At 62.3% G+C, this 19,654-nt stretch carries 5 protein-coding genes; 2 read left to right on the top strand and 3 right to left on the bottom strand.

Going from position 1 to position 19,654, the window contains the following annotated elements:
• Both CQW31_RS29100 and CQW31_RS29095 read right to left on the bottom strand, forming a co-directional pair.
• Positions 1-1,993, bottom strand: a 1,993-nt coding sequence (locus tag CQW31_RS29100; RefSeq protein ID WP_099816026.1) for a type I secretion system permease/ATPase, incomplete at its 3' end; no start/stop codon positions are given.
• Positions 1,994-2,036: 43 nt separating this feature from the next.
• The gene (locus CQW31_RS29095; protein ID WP_099816025.1) at positions 2,037-3,374 is read right to left on the bottom strand and encodes a TolC family outer membrane protein; all 1,338 of its coding nucleotides are present in this window, start codon (positions 3,372-3,374) and stop codon (positions 2,037-2,039) included.
• Positions 3,375-3,725: 351 nt separating this feature from the next.
• Here CQW31_RS29095 and CQW31_RS29090 point away from each other — a divergent pair, with 351 nt between their 5' ends.
• On the top strand, positions 3,726-17,855 hold the full coding sequence (locus CQW31_RS29090) for a retention module-containing protein (RefSeq protein WP_099816024.1): 14,130 nt from the start codon (positions 3,726-3,728) through the stop codon (positions 17,853-17,855).
• 158 nt (positions 17,856-18,013) lie between these two features.
• Complete coding sequence (locus CQW31_RS29085; protein WP_054883982.1) at positions 18,014-18,355, top strand: hypothetical protein; 342 nt, start codon at positions 18,014-18,016, stop codon at positions 18,353-18,355.
• A 142-nt stretch (positions 18,356-18,497) separates the two neighbouring features.
• Here CQW31_RS29085 and CQW31_RS29075 read toward each other — a convergent pair.
• Positions 18,498-19,654, bottom strand: a 1,157-nt coding sequence (locus CQW31_RS29075) for an HlyD family type I secretion periplasmic adaptor subunit (protein ID WP_099816023.1), incomplete at its 5' end; no start/stop codon positions are given.

The raw sequence follows: 19,654 nt of genomic DNA, 5'->3' as shown, positions 1-19,654 counted from the left end.
GCAGGCGCTGCTTGAGGCGCTCTTCGCCGGTGTTGTCCATGGCCGCAGTTGGCTCGTCGAGCAGCAGGATCTGCGGGTTGAGCAACAGCGCACGGCCCAGGGCGACGTTCTGCCGCTGGCCGCCGGAGAGGTTTTGCCCGCGCTCGCCAACCTGCAACTCGTAACCGTCCGGGTGCAGCCGGGCGAACTCATGCACGCCAGCCAGCTCGGCGGCTTGCAGGATCAGCTCGTCCTCGATGTAGCGGGCACCGCTGACCAGATTGTCGCGCAAGGTACCGGCCAGCAGCTGGATATCCTGCGGCACGTAGCCGACGTTGTGGCGCAGCTCGCTGACGTCGATCTGCCGAATGTCCACGCCGTCTACCAGCAGCGAGCCATTGTCGGTTTCGTACAGGCCGACGATCAGCTTGGCCAGCGAACTCTTGCCCGAGCCGCTGCGGCCGATGATGCCGACTTTCTCGCCGGGGCGGATTAGCAGGTTGATGCCCTTTAGCGCCTGGTTCTGCTGGTTCGGGTAGGTGAAGTCGACGCCGCGGAACTCGATGCCACCCTGCAGCACCTTACGGCTCAGCGGGCGTTCCTCGAAGTTGCGCTCTTGCGGCAGTTCCATCATCTGGTTGGTCGAGACCATGGTCACCTTGGCCTGCTGGTAGCGGGCCAGCAGGCCGTTGAGCGAACTCAACGGGCCCAGGGCACGGCCACTGAGCATGTAGCAAGCCACCAGGCCGCCCATGCTCAGGTTGCCGTCGATGATCAGGTACACGCCAACGCAGATCATCGCCACGCCAGCCAGTTGCTGGATCAGCAGGGTGATGTTCATCGCCAGGCTCGACAGCACCTTCACCCGCAGCTCAAGGCGGCTGAGGGTGCCGAGGGTCTGTTCCCACATGTACTGGCGTTCGCTTTCGGCATTGTTGACCTTCACCGCGTCCAGGCCGGCCAGAGTCTCGATCAGGCTCGACTGGCGCTCGGAGGCCAGTGCCATGGTTCGCTCCATGGTTGCCATCAGCGGCCGCTGCAGGGCGTAGCCGATGCCCAGGGCCAACGGGAAGGCGAGGATCGGGATCCACACCAGGTGCCCGCCGATGATGGCGATCACCAGCAGGATGATCAGGGTGAACGGCAGGTCGATCAGGCTGGTCAGGGTCAGCGAGGCGAGGAAGTCGCGCAGCCCCTGGAACTCGTGGATGTTCTGGGCAAAGCTGCCGACCCGCGCCGGGCGGTACTTCATCGACATGCCGACGATGCGTTCGAACAGGGTGGCCGAAATGATCAGGTCGGTCTTCTTGCCGGCCAGGTCCAGGCACAGGCCGCGCAGCTCTTTGAGAATCAGGTCGAACACATACGCGCCGGTGATACCGACGGCCAGCACCCAGAGGGTCGAGGTGGCCTGGTTGGGCACCACGCGGTCGTAGACGTTCATCACGAACAGCGGCGCAGCCAGGGCGATAAGGTTGATCACCAGGCTGGCGGCGATGGCGTCGATGTACAGCCACTTGCTGCGCAGCAAGGTGTCGCGGAACCAGGACTTGGCGCGCGGAATCAGGTTGCCGTGGTTGACGTCGTACTTGTGCTGCGGCTGGGCGAAGAACACCTTGCCGCTGTAATCCCCGATCAGGGCTTCGCGGCTGACCAGCACCTCGCCGCCATCGCTCTCGCTGAGCAGCAGGCGCGCAGTGTCATCATTCTCCCAGCCCAGCAACACCGCGGCGCGGCCGTCCTTGAGCAGCAGCATGGCCGGCATGGCGATGCTCGGGATCTGCTCCAGCTTGCGCTGCAACAGGCGCCCCTGCAGGCCGGCGCGGGCGGCGGCGCGGGGCAGCAACTCGGCGTTCAGGCGCTGGGACGGCAATGGCAGCCCGGTGGTGAGCATCGCCCGGCTGGCAGGCTTTTGATGCAGGACGCACAGCGTCAGCAGGCTATCCAGGAGCGGATCGTCATGCTGACTGCGTGGATCGTGGTTGAGTTGGACTCGACTGACTTCGGATTCCACGCGGTGCTCTCTTCAACCTGGCGGGTAGGTGGATGGGTGCGCCTCAGTTCAAGCCTGGCAGGTTCACCCTGGGTTTCAAATCGTTCTGCACAACGGTGGCCATCGGCGCGACAACGCCCTGGCTCTTGAGCAGCTGGCCAATGGTCGCCTTGATTCGGTACTGAGTAAACAACTGAATATTCTTCACTTCTACCAAGCGGCGCTGGGCGGTGAAGGTTTCGTTCTCGCTGTCGAGCAGGTCGAGCAAGGTCCGCTCACCGAGGCTGAACTGCTGCTGGTAGGCGCTGCGCACGCGGTTGCTGTGGTCGACGTACTGCTGGGCGATCGGCACCTGGGCGTTGGCGTTTTCCTGCGCGTTCCAGGCCAGGCCCAGTTCTTCGTTCAGCTGGCGCAGGGCATTGTTGCGAATGTCCAGGGCCTGGCCGGCCAGGTGCGACTTGGCTTCCAGCTCGGCCTTGTTGCTGCCGCCAGCGTACAGGTTGAAGTTCATTCGCACCATGGCTTCCCAATCGTTGTTGTGACCGGCGACACCGTCGATGTTGTTGTCGGCGGTGCGACCGAGTTCGGCATCGAAGCGCGGGTAGAAGCTGGACTTGGCGGCGTCGTACTGTTTTTCCGCCGCGGCGATGTCTGACTCGGCCGAGCGCAGCACCGGGCTGCTTTCTACCATCTGCGCGCGGGCCTCTTCCAGGCTGGCTGGCAGCAGGTCGATGAATGGCGCCGGGGCGCTCAGCTCATCCGGCATCTGCCCCACCACGCTGAGGAAGTTGGTGTTGGCGTCGGCCAGGTTGGTCTGCTCGGTGATCAGGTTGTTCTGGGCCTGGGCCAGGCGCGCTTCAGCCTGGTCGAGGTCGGCCAGACGGCCAACGCCACGGCTGGTGCGCAGCTTGATCTGGTCGAGGATGCGTTCATGGTTCTGCAGGTTCTCCTGGGCCAGGCGCACCATCTCGCGGCGCGACAGCACATCCAGGTAGACCTTGGCCACGTCCAGGCCAGTGCGCTCGGAGGTGTCCATCAGCGCGTAGGCACGGGCGTTGACGGTAGCCTGCTGGCGGCCAACTTCGCTGGAGGTGGCGAAGCCGTCGAACACCATCTGCCGCAGGCGGATGGCCGATTCGCCGCGGTTCAAAGTTTCCCAGCGGTTACCGGTGCTCGGGCTGTCACTGCCTTCACGGCCGTAACCGGCGGTGACGTTGACCTGCGGCAAATAGCCGCCCTTGGCGGCGCGCAACTGGTAGTCGGCGGCCACGCGCGCATTCACCCCGGCCTGGATCTCGGGATGCACTTCGAGGGCCTGCTGCATGGCTTCTGGCAGCGTTTGGGCGTGGACGAAAGTGGCGGCGAAAGCGAGTGGCAGAGCGATAAACAGTGGCGCACGCATTTTTTACGGATCCCCGAAGGCGCTGTTGTCCTGAATCACGGCGGAAGCTGTGCAGGTTTGGAAAATGGCAACCTGATCTGACCGATGAGCGAGCTTCCAACAGGGCACTTCGAGAGGCACTTCGGGAAGGAAAAGCACACGTTCAAATATCAATGTGACATTACTTCGCCAATTGTTTAGGATGGCACACTTAAGGTCAATAGTTTGGCATAAAGTTAATTCCAAGGAGTTATAGCCAAATAATTGACGTCAAAAGTCCAGACCTATTATCGATACATTTCCGCCTGATGCGGCGCCACAGACGCCGCTATGGGCCGGGACGTCCCATCATCGGGTAAGCCGGAGAGTCCAATGAGCAGCGTTGTTGCGATCGTCAAGAGCATTGTTGGCCAAGTCATCGCAGTATCCCCAGAAGGCATCCGGCGCGTACTCATCGAGGGCGATCGCCTGTTCGCGGGCGAGCAGGTGCTCACCGGGGTGGGCGGGGCGGTGACCCTCGAACTGGCCGATGGCCGCCTGCTCGACCTGGGCCGCGACTCCCAATGGAGCGCGGATGCGCCGGATAGCAGCACTGACCTGGGCCAGGCCGCCGCACAAGCCGCCCCGTCGGTTGAAGAACTGCAGCAGGCGATCGCCGCCGGTGTCGACCCGACTACACAACTCGAAGCCACGGCTGCCGGCCCTTCGGCGGCAGGCGGTGGCGGCGCGGCAGGCGGCGGCCACAGCTTCGTAATGCTCGACGCCACGGCCGGCAGCGTGGACCCGACCATCGGCTTCCCTACGGCCCCGATAGGCTTCGCCACCGCAGCGACCACCGAGGAAACCGGGGGGGTCGACACCACCTCCAGTACGGCGGTCACGATGATCGCCACCGACCTCACCCTCAGCGCCACCCCTTCCATCACTGAAGCGGGTGGCGTCATCGTTTATACCGCCACCGTTGGCCAGGCTCCGGCGACCAACCTGACCGTGACCCTTTCGAACGGCGCGGTCATCGTCATTCCGGCCGGCCAGACCACCGGTACCGTCAACGTGCCGGTTGCAGGGAACGACACGCCGTATATCGATGGCGGGCAGATTTCCACCACCGTGACCGGCACCACCGGTGGCGGCAACGTGATCGTGACCCTGCCGCAGACGCCGGCAGTGACCGAAATCACCGACACCATCGATACCACCACCGCTACCCTGACCGCGTCGCCTAGCGTGACCGAGGGTGGCGTAATCACCTACACCGTGACCCTGAGCAACCCTGCCCAGACTCCGGTGACCGTGACCTTGTCGAACGGCCAGACCATCACCGTCGAAGCCGGCAAGAGCACCGGTAGCGTCGATTTCCAGACGCCGGCCAATGATGTCTACAACAACGGTTCGACTGTCAGCACTACCATCACTGGTGCCACTGGCGGCAACTTCGAGCAGCTGACGCCGAACCCGGCGCCTGCCGAGACCGTCATCAGCGACTCGATCGATACCACCACCGCTACCCTGACCGCGTCGCCTAGCGTGACCGAGGGGGGCGTGATCACCTACACCGTGACCCTGAGCAACCCGGCTCAGACTCCGGTGACCGTGACCCTGTCGAACGGCCAGACCATCACTGTCGAAGCCGGCAAGAGCACCGGTAGCGTCGATTTCCAGACGCCGGCCAATGATGTCTACAACAACGGTTCGACTGTCAGCACCACCATCACTGGTGTCACTGGCGGCAACTTCGAGCAGCTGACGCCGAACCCGGCGCCTGCCGAGACCGTCATCAGCGACTCGATCGATACCACCACCGCTACCCTGAGCGCGTCGCCTAGCGTGACCGAGGGGGGCGTGATCACCTACACCGTGACCCTGAGCAACCCGGCTCAGACCGCCGTGACCGTGACCTTGTCGAACGGCAAGACCATCACCGTTGAAGCCGGCAAGACTGTGGGCACTGTCGATGTGCAGACAGCGGCTAACGACGTCTACAACAACGGTTCCACCGTTTCTGTTTCGATCGAGAAAGCCGAAGGCGGCAACTTCGAAGCACTGGACGTCAACAAGACCCCGGTCGAAACCGTTATCAGCGATTCGATCGACACCACCACTGCGACCCTCTCGGCTACCCCGGGCATCACCGAAGGCGGTGTGATCACTTACACCGTGACCCTGAGCAACCCGGCTCAGACTCCGGTGACCGTGACCTTGTCGAACGGCAAGACCATCACTGTCGATGCTGGCAAAACCGTGGGCTCCGTCGATGTGCCGACGGCCGCTAACGACGTCTACAACAACGGTTCAACTGTCAGCGTCAGCATTGAAAAAGCCGAGGGCGGCAACTTCGAAGCCCTGGAGGCCGACAAGACGCCGGTTGAGACCGTGATCAGCGATTCAATCGACGCCACCACCGCCACGTTGACCGCTACCCCAGGCGTCACCGAAGGCGGTGTGATCACTTACACCGTGACCCTGAGCAACCCAGCTCAGACCGCCGTGACCGTGACCCTGTCGAACGGCAAGACCATCACCGTTGAGGCCGGCAAGACTGTGGGCACTGTCGATGTGCAGACAGCGGCCAACGACGTCTACAACAACGGTTCCACCGTTTCTGTTTCGATCGAGAAGGCCGAAGGCGGCAACTTCGAAGCACTGGACGTCAACAAGACCCCGGTCGAAACCGTCATCAGCGATTCGGTCGACACCACCACCGCCACCCTCTCGGCCACCCCAGGTGTCACCGAAGGCGGCGTGATCACCTACACCGTGACGCTGAGCAACCCGGCTCAGACCGCCGTGACTGTCACGCTGAGCAACGGCAAGACCATCACCGTTGAAGCCGGCAAGACCGTGGGCTCCATCGATGTGCCGACGGCCGCTAACGACGTCTACAACAACGGCTCCACCGTTTCGGTTTCGATCGAGAAAGCCGAAGGCGGCAACTTCGAGGCCCTGGACGTCAACAAGACTCCAGTCGAGACCGTTATCAGCGACTCGGTCGACACCACCACTGCGACCCTCTCGGCCACCCCAGGTGTGACCGAAGGTGGCGTGATCACTTACACCGTGACGCTGAGCAACCCAGCTCAGACCGCCGTGACCGTGACCCTGTCGAACGGCAAGACCATCACCGTCGAAGCCGGCAAGACCGTGGGCAGCGTCGATGTGCCGACGGCCGCTAACGACGTCTACAACAATGGTTCCACCGTTTCTGTTTCGATCGAGAAGGCCGAAGGCGGCAACTTCGAAGCACTGGACGTCAACAAGACCCCGGTCGAAACCGTTATCAGCGACTCGGTCGACACCACCACCGCCACCCTCTCGGCCACCCCGGGTGTCACCGAAGGTGGCGTGATCACCTACACCGTCACCCTGAGCAATCCGGCCCAGACCGCCGTGACTGTCACGCTGAGCAATGGCAAGACCATCACCGTTGAAGCCGGCAAGACCGTGGGCTCCGTCGATGTGCCGACGGCCGCTAACGACGTCTATAACAACGGCTCCACCGTTTCGGTTTCGATCGAGAAAGCCGAAGGCGGCAACTTCGAAGCCCTGGACGTCAACAAGACCCCAGTCGAAACCGTGATCAGCGACTCGATCGACACCACCACCGCCACGTTGACCGCTACCCCAGGCGTTACCGAAGGCGGCGTGATCACTTACACCGTGACTCTGAGCAACCCTGCCCAGACCGCCGTGACCGTGACCTTGTCCAATGGCAAGACCATCACCGTCGATGCTGGCAAAACCGTAGGCTCAGTCGATGTGCCGACGGCCGCTAACGACGTCTACAACAACGGCTCCACCGTTTCTGTTTCGATCGAGAAAGCTGAAGGCGGTAACTTCGAAGCACTGGACGTCAACAAGACCCCAGTCGAAACCGTGATCAGCGACTCGATCGACACCACCACTGCGACCCTCTCGGCCACCCCAGGTGTGACCGAAGGTGGCGTGATCACTTACACCGTGACGCTGAGCAATCCAGCTCAGACCGCCGTGACCGTGACCCTGTCGAACGGCAAGACCATCACCGTCGAAGCCGGCAAGACCGTGGGCAGCGTCGATGTGCAGACAGCGGCCAACGACGTCTACAACAACGGTTCCACCGTTTCTGTTTCGATCGAGAAAGCCGAAGGCGGCAACTTCGAAGCCCTGGACGTCAACAAGACCCCAGTCGAAACCGTGATCAGCGACTCGATCGACACCACCACCGCCACGTTGACCGCTACCCCAGGCATCACCGAAGGCGGCGTGATCACTTACACCGTGACTCTGAGTAACCCTGCCCAGACCGCCGTGACCGTGACCTTGTCCAATGGCAAGACCATCACCGTCGATGCTGGCAAAACCGTGGGCTCCGTCGATGTGCCGACGGCCGCTAACGACGTCTATAACAACGGCTCCACCGTTTCGGTTTCGATCGAGAAAGCCGAAGGCGGCAACTTCGAAGCCCTGGAGGCCGACAAGACGCCGGTCGAGACCGTCATCAGCGATTCGATCGACACCACCACTGCGACCCTCTCGGCCACCCCGGGTGTCACCGAAGGTGGCGTGATCACCTACACCGTCACCCTGAGCAATCCTGCTCAGAGCGCCGTGACCGTGACCTTGTCGAACGGCAAGACCATCACTGTTGATCCTGGCAAAACCGTGGGCTCCGTCGATGTGCCGACGGCCGCCAACGACGTCTACAACAACGGTTCCACCGTTTCTGTTTCGATCGAGAAGGCCGAAGGCGGTAACTTCGAAGCCCTGGACGTCAACAAGACTCCAGTCGAGACCGTTATCAGCGACTCGGTCGACACCACCACCGCAACCCTCTCGGCCACCCCGGGTGTCACCGAAGGTGGCGTGATCACCTACACCGTCACCCTGAGCAATCCGGCCCAGACCGCCGTGACTGTCACGCTGAGCAACGGCAAGACCATCACCGTTGAAGCCGGCAAGACCGTGGGCTCCGTCGATGTGCCGACGGCCGCCAACGACGTGTACAACAACGGTTCAACTGTCAGCGTCAGCATTGAAAAAGCCGAGGGCGGCAACTTCGAAGCCCTGGACGTCAACAAGACCCCAGTCGAAACCGTGATCAGCGACTCGATCGACACCACCACCGCCACGTTGACCGCTACCCCAGGCGTTACCGAAGGCGGCGTGATCACTTACACCGTGACTCTGAGCAACCCTGCCCAGACCGCCGTGACCGTGACCTTGTCCAATGGCAAGACCATCACCGTCGATGCTGGCAAAACCGTAGGCTCAGTCGATGTGCCGACGGCCGCTAACGACGTCTACAACAACGGCTCCACCGTTTCTGTTTCGATCGAGAAAGCTGAAGGCGGTAACTTCGAAGCACTGGACGTCAACAAGACCCCAGTCGAAACCGTGATCAGCGACTCGATCGACACCACCACTGCGACCCTCTCGGCCACCCCAGGTGTGACCGAAGGTGGCGTGATCACTTACACCGTGACGCTGAGCAATCCAGCTCAGACCGCCGTGACCGTGACCCTGTCGAACGGCAAGACCATCACCGTCGAAGCCGGCAAGACCGTGGGCAGCGTCGATGTGCAGACAGCGGCCAACGACGTCTACAACAACGGTTCCACCGTTTCTGTTTCGATCGAGAAAGCCGAAGGCGGCAACTTCGAAGCCCTGGACGTCAACAAGACCCCAGTCGAAACCGTGATCAGCGACTCGATCGACACCACCACCGCCACGTTGACCGCTACCCCAGGCATCACCGAAGGCGGCGTTATCACTTACACCGTGACCCTGAGCAACCCGGCTCAGAGCGCCGTGACTGTCACGCTGAGCAACGGCAAGACCATCACCGTTGAAGCCGGCAAGACCGTGGGCTCCATCGATGTGCCGACGGCCGCCAACGACGTCTACAACAACGGCTCCACCGTTTCTGTTTCGATCGAGAAAGCCGAAGGCGGCAACTTTGAAGCCCTGGACGTCAACAAGACCCCAGTCGAAACCGTTATCAGCGACTCCGTCGACACCACCACTGCCACGTTGAGCGCCACCCCAGGCGTCACCGAAGGCGGTGTGATCACTTACACCGTGACGCTGAGCAACCCAGCTCAGACCGCCGTGACTGTCACGCTGAGCAACGGCAAGACCATCACCGTTGAAGCCGGCAAGACCGTGGGCAGCGTCGATGTGCCGACGGCCGCCAACGACGTCTACAACAACGGTTCCACGGTCAGCGTCAGCATCGAAAAAGCCGAAGGCGGCAACTTCGAGGCCCTGGAGGCTGACAAGACCCCAGTCGAAACCGTTATCAGCGACTCGGTCGACACCACCACCGCCACCCTCTCGGCCACCCCAGGTGTCACCGAAGGCGGCGTGATCACCTACACCGTGACCCTGAGCAACCCGGCTCAGACCGCCGTGACTGTCACGCTGAGCAACGGCAAGACCATCACCGTTGAAGCCGGCAAGACCGTGGGCTCCATCGATGTGCCGACGGCCGCCAACGACGTCTACAACAACGGCTCCACCGTTTCGGTTTCGATCGAGAAAGCCGAAGGCGGAAACTTCGAAGCCCTGGACGTCAACAAGACTCCAGTCGAAACCGTTATCAGCGACTCGGTCGACACCACTACCGCGACCCTCTCGGCTACCCCGGGCATCACCGAAGGCGGCGTGATCACCTACACCGTGACTCTGAGCAACCCTGCCCAGACTCCGGTGACCGTGACCTTGTCGAACGGCAAGACCATCACCGTAGATGCTGGCAAAACCGTGGGCTCCATCGATGTGCCGACGGCCGCCAACGACGTCTATAACAACGGCTCCACCGTTTCTGTTTCGATCGAGAAAGCCGAAGGCGGCAACTTCGAAGCCCTGGACGTCAACAAGACGCCGGTCGAAACCGTTATCAGCGATTCCGTCGACACCACTACCGCCACGTTGACCGCCACCCCGGGCATCACCGAAGGCGGTGTGATCACTTACACCGTGACGCTGAGCAACCCGGCTCAGACCGCCGTGACTGTCACGCTGAGCAACGGCAAGACCATCACCGTTGAGGCCGGCAAGACCGTTGGCAGCGTCGATGTGCCGACGGCCGCCAACGACGTCTACAACAACGGTTCCACCGTTTCTGTTTCGATCGAAAAAGCCGAAGGCGGCAACTTCGAAGCCCTGGACGTCAACAAGACCCCGGTCGAGACCGTCATCAGCGACTCGGTCGACACCACTACCGCGACCCTCTCAGCCACCCCAAGCGTCACCGAAGGCGGTGTGATCACCTACACCGTGACGCTGAGCAACCCGGCTCAGACCGCCGTGACCGTGACCTTGTCGAACGGCAAGACCATCACCGTCGAAGCCGGCAAGACCGTGGGTAGCGTCGATGTACAGACGGCGGCTAACGACGTCTACAACAACGGTTCCACCGTTTCGGTTTCGATCGAGAAAGCCGAAGGCGGTAACTTCGAAGCCCTGGAGGCCGACAAGACCCCAGTCGAAACCGTCATCAGTGACTCGATCGACACCACTACCGCGACCCTCTCGGCTACCCCGGGCATCACCGAAGGCGGCGTGATCACCTACACCGTGACGCTGAGCAACCCGGCTCAGACCGCCGTGACTGTCACGCTGAGCAACGGCAAGACCATCACCGTCGAAGCCGGCAAGACCGTGGGCAGCGTCGATGTGCCGACGGCCGCTAACGACGTCTATAACAACGGCTCCACCGTTTCGGTTTCGATCGAGAAAGCCGAAGGCGGCAACTTCGAAGCCCTGGAGGCCGACAAGACCCCAGTCGAAACCGTTATCAGCGACTCGGTCGACACCACTACCGCGACCCTCTCGGCTACCCCGGGCATCACCGAAGGCGGCGTGATCACCTACACCGTGACTCTGAGCAACCCTGCCCAGACTCCGGTGACCGTGACCTTGTCGAACGGCAAGACCATCACCGTAGATGCTGGCAAAACCGTGGGCTCCATCGATGTGCCGACGGCCGCTAACGACGTCTACAACAACGGCTCCACCGTTTCGGTTTCGATCGAGAAAGCCGAAGGCGGCAACTTCGAGGCCCTGGACGTCAACAAGACTCCAGTCGAGACCGTTATCAGCGACTCGGTCGACACCACCACCGCCACGTTGACTGCCACCCCGGGCATCACCGAAGGTGGCGTAATCACCTACACCGTCACCCTGAGCAATCCGGCCCAGACCGCGGTGACCGTGACCTTGTCGAACGGCAAGACCATCACCGTCGAAGCCGGCAAGACCGTGGGCAGCGTCGATGTGCCGACAGCGGCCAACGACGTCTACAACAACGGTTCCACGGTCAGCGTCAGCATCGAAAAAGCCGAAGGCGGCAACTTCGAAGCCCTGGACGTCAACAAGACGCCGGTCGAAACCGTTATCAGCGACTCGGTCGACACCACTACCGCGACCCTCTCGGCTACCCCGGGCATCACCGAAGGCGGCGTGATCACCTACACCGTGACTCTGAGCAACCCTGCCCAGACTCCGGTGACCGTGACCTTGTCGAACGGCAAGACCATCACCGTAGATGCTGGCAAAACCGTGGGCTCCGTCGATGTGCCGACGGCCGCCAACGACGTCTACAACAACGGCTCCACCGTTTCGGTTTCGATCGAGAAAGCCGAAGGCGGCAACTTCGAAGCCCTGGACGTCAACAAGACTCCAGTCGAGACCGTTATCAGCGACTCGGTCGACACCACCACCGCCACGTTGACCGCCACCCCGGGCATCACCGAAGGCGGTGTGATCACTTACACCGTGACCCTGAGCAATCCTGCTCAGAGCGCCGTGACCGTGACCTTGTCGAACGGCAAGACCATCACTGTTGATCCTGGCAAAACCGTGGGCTCCGTCGATGTGCCGACGGCCGCTAACGACGTCTATAACAACGGCTCCACCGTTTCGGTTTCGATCGAGAAAGCCGAAGGCGGCAACTTCGAAGCCCTGGAGGCTGACAAGACCCCAGTCGAAACCGTGATCAGCGACTCCATCGACACCACTACCGTCTCTCTGTCGGCATCGGAAACCGTGGTCGAAGGTGGCAAGATCACCTACACCGCCACACTGACCAACCCAGCCCAGACCGCCGTCACCGTCACGCTGAGCAACGGCAAGAGCATCACCATCGAAGCTGGAAAAACCACCGGCAGCATTGAGCTTCAGACCGAGGCCAACGACGTCTATAACAACGCTCACACCGTAGAAGTGACGATCGATAAGGCTCAAGGCGGCAACTTCGAGAAGCTGGACATCGATCCTGCGTCAGCGAAAACATCGATAGTCGATTCGATCGACACCAGCACGGTCACCCTGACAGCCACCCCAAGCGTCAGCGAAGGTGGCGTGGTGACCTACACGGCAACCGTGACAGCGCCAGTAACCGGCTCACCGCTGGTGGTTTCGCTCGCCAACGGTCAGAGCATCGTCATCAAGGTCAACGAGACCAGTGGCTCGGTAGACTTTGTTGCGCCGAACAATGTCTACACCACCAATGCACCGCTGACCAACAGCATCACCGGCGTCACCGGCGGCAACTACGAGAAACTGGTCACCGCCGGTACCCCAAGTACCACGGTCATCGATAACCCGAGCAACCTGGACACCACCAATGTCAGCCTGAGCGCTACCGGTACCGTTCAGGAAGGCGGCCAGATCACCTATACCGTCAAGCTGAGCAACCCGGCCGGCAGCGCCATGACCATCAACCTGAGCAACGGCTCGGTGGTCACCATTGCCAAGGGCCAGAGCGAAGGCACCGTCACCGTCGACGCGCCAAAGAACACCGTATACGTGGATGCCGGCAACGTCAGCGTGAGCATCACCGGCACCGCCGGCGGTGACTTCGAGAAGCTGAACGTCAGCGCGACCCCCGCGGTCACGGCCGTGACCGATACCCTCGACACCAGCACCGTGACCCTGACCGCGACCCCGAGCGTGACCGAAGGCGGCGTGGTCACCTACACCGCGAGCGTAACCTCGCCGGTAACCGAGCATCCGCTGGTGATCAGCCTGGCCAACGGCCAGACCATCACCATCGGCGTCAACGAAACCAGTGGTTCGGTCAACTACACCGCACCCAACAACGTCTACATCACCAACACGCCGTTGACCAACAGCATCACCGGCATGACCGGCGGCAACTACGAGAAACTGGTGGCGGTCGGCACGCCAAGCACCACGGTGAACGATGGTCCGAACACCAAGGACCTGACCAGCCTGAGCCTGACGGCTACCCCGACCGTCGCCGAAGGCGGGCAGATCACCTATACCGCCAAGCTGACCAACCCCGCCGGCACCGAGATGAAGGTCACCCTGAGCAACGGTGAAGTCATCACCATCGCCAAGGGCCAGAGCGAAGGCAGTGTGACGGTCAATGCGCCAGGCGACGATCCTTACATCGACGCCAGCACACAGAAGGTCAACATCACCGGCGCCACCGGTGGCGACTTCGAGGTGCTGATCATCGATGCCGCTTATGCCGAAACCAAGGTCACCGACACCCTCGACAACACCGGCCTGAGCCTCAGCGCCACCCAGACCGTTGCTGAAGGTGGCCAGATCACCTACACCGCCACCTTGACCAACAAGGCCGACACCGCCATGACGGTGACCCTGAGCAACGGTGCGGTGATCCAGATCGATGCTGGCAAGACCACAGGCACCGTCACCGTTGCGGCCCCGGCCAACGACGTGTACATCAGTGCGGCCAACGTCTCGGCAACCATCACCGGCACCACCGGTGGCAACTTCGAGCAGCTGACCGTGAGCGACAAGGCTGCGGTCACCGCCGTGACCGACACCATCCAGACCACCACCCTGAGCATCGACGGCACCACCGCGGTGGCCGAGGGCGGCACGGCCACTTACACCCTGGCACTGACCAACCCGGCACAGACCGATGTCACCGTGAAGCTGAGCTACAGTGGCACCGCCAGCAACGGCGCCGACTACACCGGCGTGGCCACCGTGGTGATCAAGGCCAACAGCTCGACGGCCACCTTCACTATCCCGACCATCAAGGACAACATCACCGAAGGCACCGAGCAGTTCACCGTCAAGATCGACTCGGCCACCGGTGGCAACTTCGAGAACCTGGCCATCAGCGGCAGCGCCGGTAGCGCCACCACGGTGATCTACGAACCGGCGCCCGTGCTGGACCTGGACGCCAACAATTCCAGCGGCAAGACCGGCGCCGACTACCAGACCACCTTCACCGAAGGCCAGGCAGGCAGCGGTGTGTCGATCGGCGATGTCGACGTGACCATCACCGACTACGACAGCTCGATGCTGACCGGCGCCACCGTCACCCTGACCAATCGTCAGCCAGGCGATGCGCTGAACCTGGGCAACAGCGTCAACGGCATCACCATCAACGCCAACAGCACCGACGGCAAGGTGGTACTGACCCTGAGCGGCACTGCGTCGCTGGCCGACTACATCCAGGCGATCAAGAACATCACTTTCATCAACACCAGCGAAGACCCGAGCACCACGCCGCGGATCATCACGGTGACAGTGACCGATGGTGTCAACACGTCGAACATAGCGACCACCACGGTCAACGTGATTGCCGTGAACGACGCGCCGACCACCACCGGCGGCGCGGTCACCGGCAACGAAGACTCCGACCTGGTACTGGCCTGGAGCGACTTCAACGTCAGCGACGTCGATTCGCCGCTGAGCAGCCTGGGCGTGACCATCAATACCCTGCCGGGCGCCGGCAAACTGCAGCTGCTGGTCGGCTCGACCTGGACCGACGTCAAGGCCGGCCAGACCGTCAGCCAGGCCGACATCGCCGCCGGCAAGCTCAAGTTCGTACCGGCCACCAACGAGTCGGGTGTCGACGGCTACGGCGGCACCGGCGTGGGCAACAAGCAGGCCGACTACGCGCAGATCAAGTACACACCTACCGACGGCAAGGACGCGGGCAACCAGGCCACGCTGAAGGTTGACATCAAACCGGTCGCCGACGCCCCGTCGCTGAGCATCGGCAACAACAGCGTCAACTCGCTGGGCCTGACCAAGGAAACCTGGACCAGCCTCACCGGCCTGGGCACCAACGGCAACGGCATTACCGGTGACACGCTGAAGAACGTGTTCGCCAACTCCGGCAAGGCCGGCAAGACCGAAACCGTGACCACGGTCGACACCACGGCCAGCATCACTGCGGGCACGGGTTCGAAGACTTCCGGCCTGATCTACCTGGAAGCCGGCAAGACCTACACCTTCAGCGGCACCGCCGACGACAGCCTGCAGATCGTCATCGGCGGCAAGAACGTCGCCGGCGCCACCTGGGCCAACGCCAGCGGCAGCATCACGGGCAGCTTCACCCCGACCACCAGCGGCTACTACACCCTGGAGATCTACAGCGCCAACCAGGCTGGCCCTGGCAGCCTGGACGTCAACATCCAGGTGGGCAGCGGTGCGGTCACCGACCTCAGCAGCGCCAACATCCCGATGTACCCGAACGTCAGTGCGCTGGCGAATGCCGGTGTGACGGTGTCTGACCTGCATGGCAGCAACGGCGTGGGCTACTACGATGGCTACAAGCTCAACGAAGGCGGCGAGAACGGCGCCCCGATCAAGCTGGTGAGCATCAACACCGCACTGACCGACACCGACGGTTCGGAATCCCTGAGTGTCAAGCTCTCGGGGATCCCGGCAGGCTCGGTGCTGGCTGACAGCGCGGGCCACACCATCACCGTGGGCAGCGCTGCGGTAGACGTGACCGGCTGGAACCTGAGCAGCCTGACCATCAAGCCACCGGCCTACTACCAAGGCCAGTTCGACGTGAAGGTCAGCTCGACTTCGAGTGAAAGCGTCGGCGGCAGTACCGCTACCACCGAGGGCACCATCAAGGTCACGGTCTACCCGCAGGCCTACACCACCAGCAACCTGTCGTCCGACAGCGACTCCATCACCGGTACCGATGGCAACGACATCATCGTCTCGGACGTCAATGGCCTGCACGTGGTGCCGGGGCAGAACTACAACATCGCCTTCATCGTCGACACCTCGGGCTCGATGGGCTCGTCGGGCGTAAGCGCGGCCAAGTCTTCGCTGGAGTCGGTGTTCAAGACCCTGGCGGCCAGCGTCAAAGGCGCCCAGTCGGGTGTGGTCAACATCCTTCTGGTGGACTTCGCCACCCAGGTCAAGAGCACTGTTTCGGTGACCCTCAACGACGCGGGCCTGAAAACCCTGCTCGCGGCGCTGAACAACTTGTCGTCCGGTGGCGGTACCAACTACGAAGATGCCTTCAAGACCACCGCCAACTGGTTCGAGGCGCTCAAGGCAGCGGGCAGCACCGGCAGTAACCAGACGTTCTTCATTACCGACGGGCAGCCAACCTACTACCAGACCAACGAGAAGACCAACCCGACCCTGGGCAACTCCGGCGTCACCATGGACGACTACCTCGCCTCGATCAATTACAAGGCGGGCATGACGGTCAATGCCTACATCAACAACACCAACTACATCAGCATCGACAGCAGCGGCAACCTGCAGGTACAGACGTACAGCAACAGAGGCGGCTGGTCGTACAGTACCAGCGGCCAGTTGCATGCCGAAGGCAACGGCGGCTACGAGCTGTCGTCGCTGGCGGGTACCGGCAACTCCACCAACAGCGCCACCAGCACCAACTCGACCGATAGCTTCAAGATCCTCTCGGCCTTGTCCGACGTCGAAGCGATCGGCCTGAACAGCGGCGTCAACGCCAACGACCTGAAGCCGTACGACACCGATGGCAAGCCGCAGACCAACATCGACCCGAGCAAGCTCGCCGATGCCATCCTCGGCCACACCGAAGCGACCCTGCCGGGCAACGACACGGTCAACGGTGGCGACGGCAACGACATCATCTTCGGCGACCTGGTGACCTTCCCGTCCATCGCCGGTACCGGTGTCGAGGCCATCCAGGCCTATGTCGCCGGCAAGACCGGGGTCGATGTCGGTGACGTGGACGCGCGGGCGATGCACCAGTACGTCAGCGAACACTACACCGAGTTCGACATTTCGGGGGCCAACGACGGTGCCGATACCCTGCTGGGCGGCGCAGGCAATGACATCATCTTCGGCCAGGGTGGCAACGACTACCTCGATGGCGGCAAGGGCAATGACATCCTGCTCGGCGGCAGCGGCAACGACACCCTGATCGGCGGCCAAGGGAATGACATCCTGATCGGTGGCAGCGGTGCCGACCTGTTCGTGTGGAAGGCCGGTGATGTTGGCAACGACGTGATCAAGGACTTCAAGCCCAGCGAGGGTGACCGCCTCGACCTGCACGACCTGCTACAGGGCGAGACCGCCAGCACCATCGACAACTACTTGAAGATCACCACCGCCGCAGATGGCACTTCGACCTTGCAGGTCAGCTCCGAAGGCAAGCTCAACGCCGGTGGCAGCGCCGACGTGACCATCAAGCTCGAAGGCGTGAACTGGTCAAACACCACGGTCAACTCGTTGATCAGCGGTGCCGACCCGACCATCAAGGTCGATCACTGATCCCCGTCCCGCGGTGGCCAGCCCAGGCCACCGCGGGGGCGGCCTTCCCTGCCACCCCTCGCGCAGCGCATACTCACGCGCCGGGTTCACCTGCCTGGTGAACTTTGCCTATGCTGCGGATTACCAACTAAGGAACCATCGTGACGAGGGACGACGCCATGTTCTACGTGCAACGCGACGCCGACGGCCAGTTGCTGCGGGTAGAAGCTGCCCCCTATGCCGAATTCACGGAAATGCTCCCGGCCGACCATGCCGAGATCCAGGAATGGTTTGCCGACGATGTGGTCGAGAACAGCCTGCGCCAGCTCAAGCAGAGCGACCTGGACATGATCCGCGTGCTGGAGGATCTGATCGATGTGCTGACCACCAAGGGTGTGATCAGCATCACCGACCTGCCCGCCGGTGCCCAGGCCAAGCTGCTCAACCGCTCTACCGCGCGCAAGGCGCTGGGCAGCCTGAACAACCTGATTGAGGAAGAAGAAGACACCGGGTTGATCTGAGCGGCACTCTGCGAACCGACTCGGCCCCTGTGGGAGCGGGCTTGCCCGCGAAGCAGGCTCCGCAGTGTATGGCACCGGCTTCGCCGGTGTTCGCGGGCACGCCCGCTCCCACAGGGTACCCTCTACAAGGCCGTAAACCTCATCAGCGCTCGCGCAGGGCTTCGGTACGGGCTTTGATGATCGGCTTGAGCAAGTAGCTCATGATGGTTTTCTTTCCGGTCATGATGTCCACCGTGGCGACCATGCCGGGGATGATTTCCAGCGGCTTGGCGTCACTGCCCAGGTGACTCTTCTCGGTGCGCAGGCGGATCAGGTAGTAGGTGGTCTTCTTGTCTTCGTCGGTGATGGTGTCGGCGCCGATCTGCTCCAGCTTGGCCTCGAGGCCGCCGTAGATGGTGTAGTCATAGGCGGTGAACTTGACCATGGCCTCCTGCCCCGGGTGCAGGAAGGCGATATCCTTGGGCAGGATCTTCGCCTCGATCACCAGCGTATCGTCCAGCGGCACGATCTCGATGATGTCGCTGCCCGGCTGGATCACACCACCAATGGTGTTGACCAACAGCTGCTTGACGATGCCGCGCACCGGCGAAGTGACCAGTGTGCGGTTGACCCGGTCATCCAGCGCCTTGGTGGTGGCAGTCGCCTTGTTCAGGTCGGTGCGCGCCTCGTTAAGCTGGGTCAGGGCATCGCTGCGGAACTTGCCGCGGGTTTCCTCGATTTTGCTCTGCACTTCCTTCACCGCCGCCTCGGCGCGCGGGATAGCCAGTTCGGTGGCGCTCAGTTCGCCGCGTGTTTCCACCTCGGAGCGGCGCAGGCGCAGGATCTCGACCTGGGAAATCGCCCCCCTGGCCACCAGCGGCTCGGACATGCCGATTTCCTGGTTCAGCAACTGCAGGCTGCTGGCGTACTGGGCACGCTTGGAGTTGAACTCACGCAACTCCTGCTGCTTCTGCACCAGCTGCTGTTGCAGGCCATTGATCTCGTCATTCAACTGTTGACGCCGGCTGGCGAACAGCGACTCTTCGCTGGCCGCCTGGCTGGGAGCGGCCTCGCGCAGCTTGTCGTCGATCTTCAGCGGGCTGTCGTCGACCTCGGCACTCAGGCGCTCGACGCGCAGGGCCATGGCCACACGCTCGGCTTCGGTTTCGCCCTTGTTCGAGATAAAGCGGGTTTCGTCCAGGCGCAGCAGCGGCTGGCCGACCTCGACCACCTGCCCTTCCTTGGCGAAGATCTCGGCGACGATGCCGCCTTCGAGGTTCTGCACCTTCTGCACCTTGGACGAGGGAATGGCCTTGCCCT

The organism is Pseudomonas sp. 382, from assembly GCF_002759075.1.
GTDB lineage: Bacteria > Pseudomonadota > Gammaproteobacteria > Pseudomonadales > Pseudomonadaceae > Aquipseudomonas > Aquipseudomonas vlassakiae.
Note: the sequence above shows the minus strand (reverse complement) of the source record. Positions and strands in the feature narration are given on the sequence as shown.

Bases quoted from the DNA above. Each gene is read 5' to 3' on its own strand.
- CQW31_RS29095 (WP_099816025.1), bottom strand. From the start codon at position 3,374: ATGCGTGCGCCACTGTTTATCGCTCTGCCACTCGCTTTCGCCGCCACT.
- CQW31_RS29090 (WP_099816024.1), top strand. From the start codon at position 3,726: ATGAGCAGCGTTGTTGCGATCGTCAAGAGCATTGTTGGCCAAGTCATC.
- CQW31_RS29085 (WP_054883982.1), top strand. From the start codon at position 18,014: ATGTTCTACGTGCAACGCGACGCCGACGGCCAGTTGCTGCGGGTAGAA.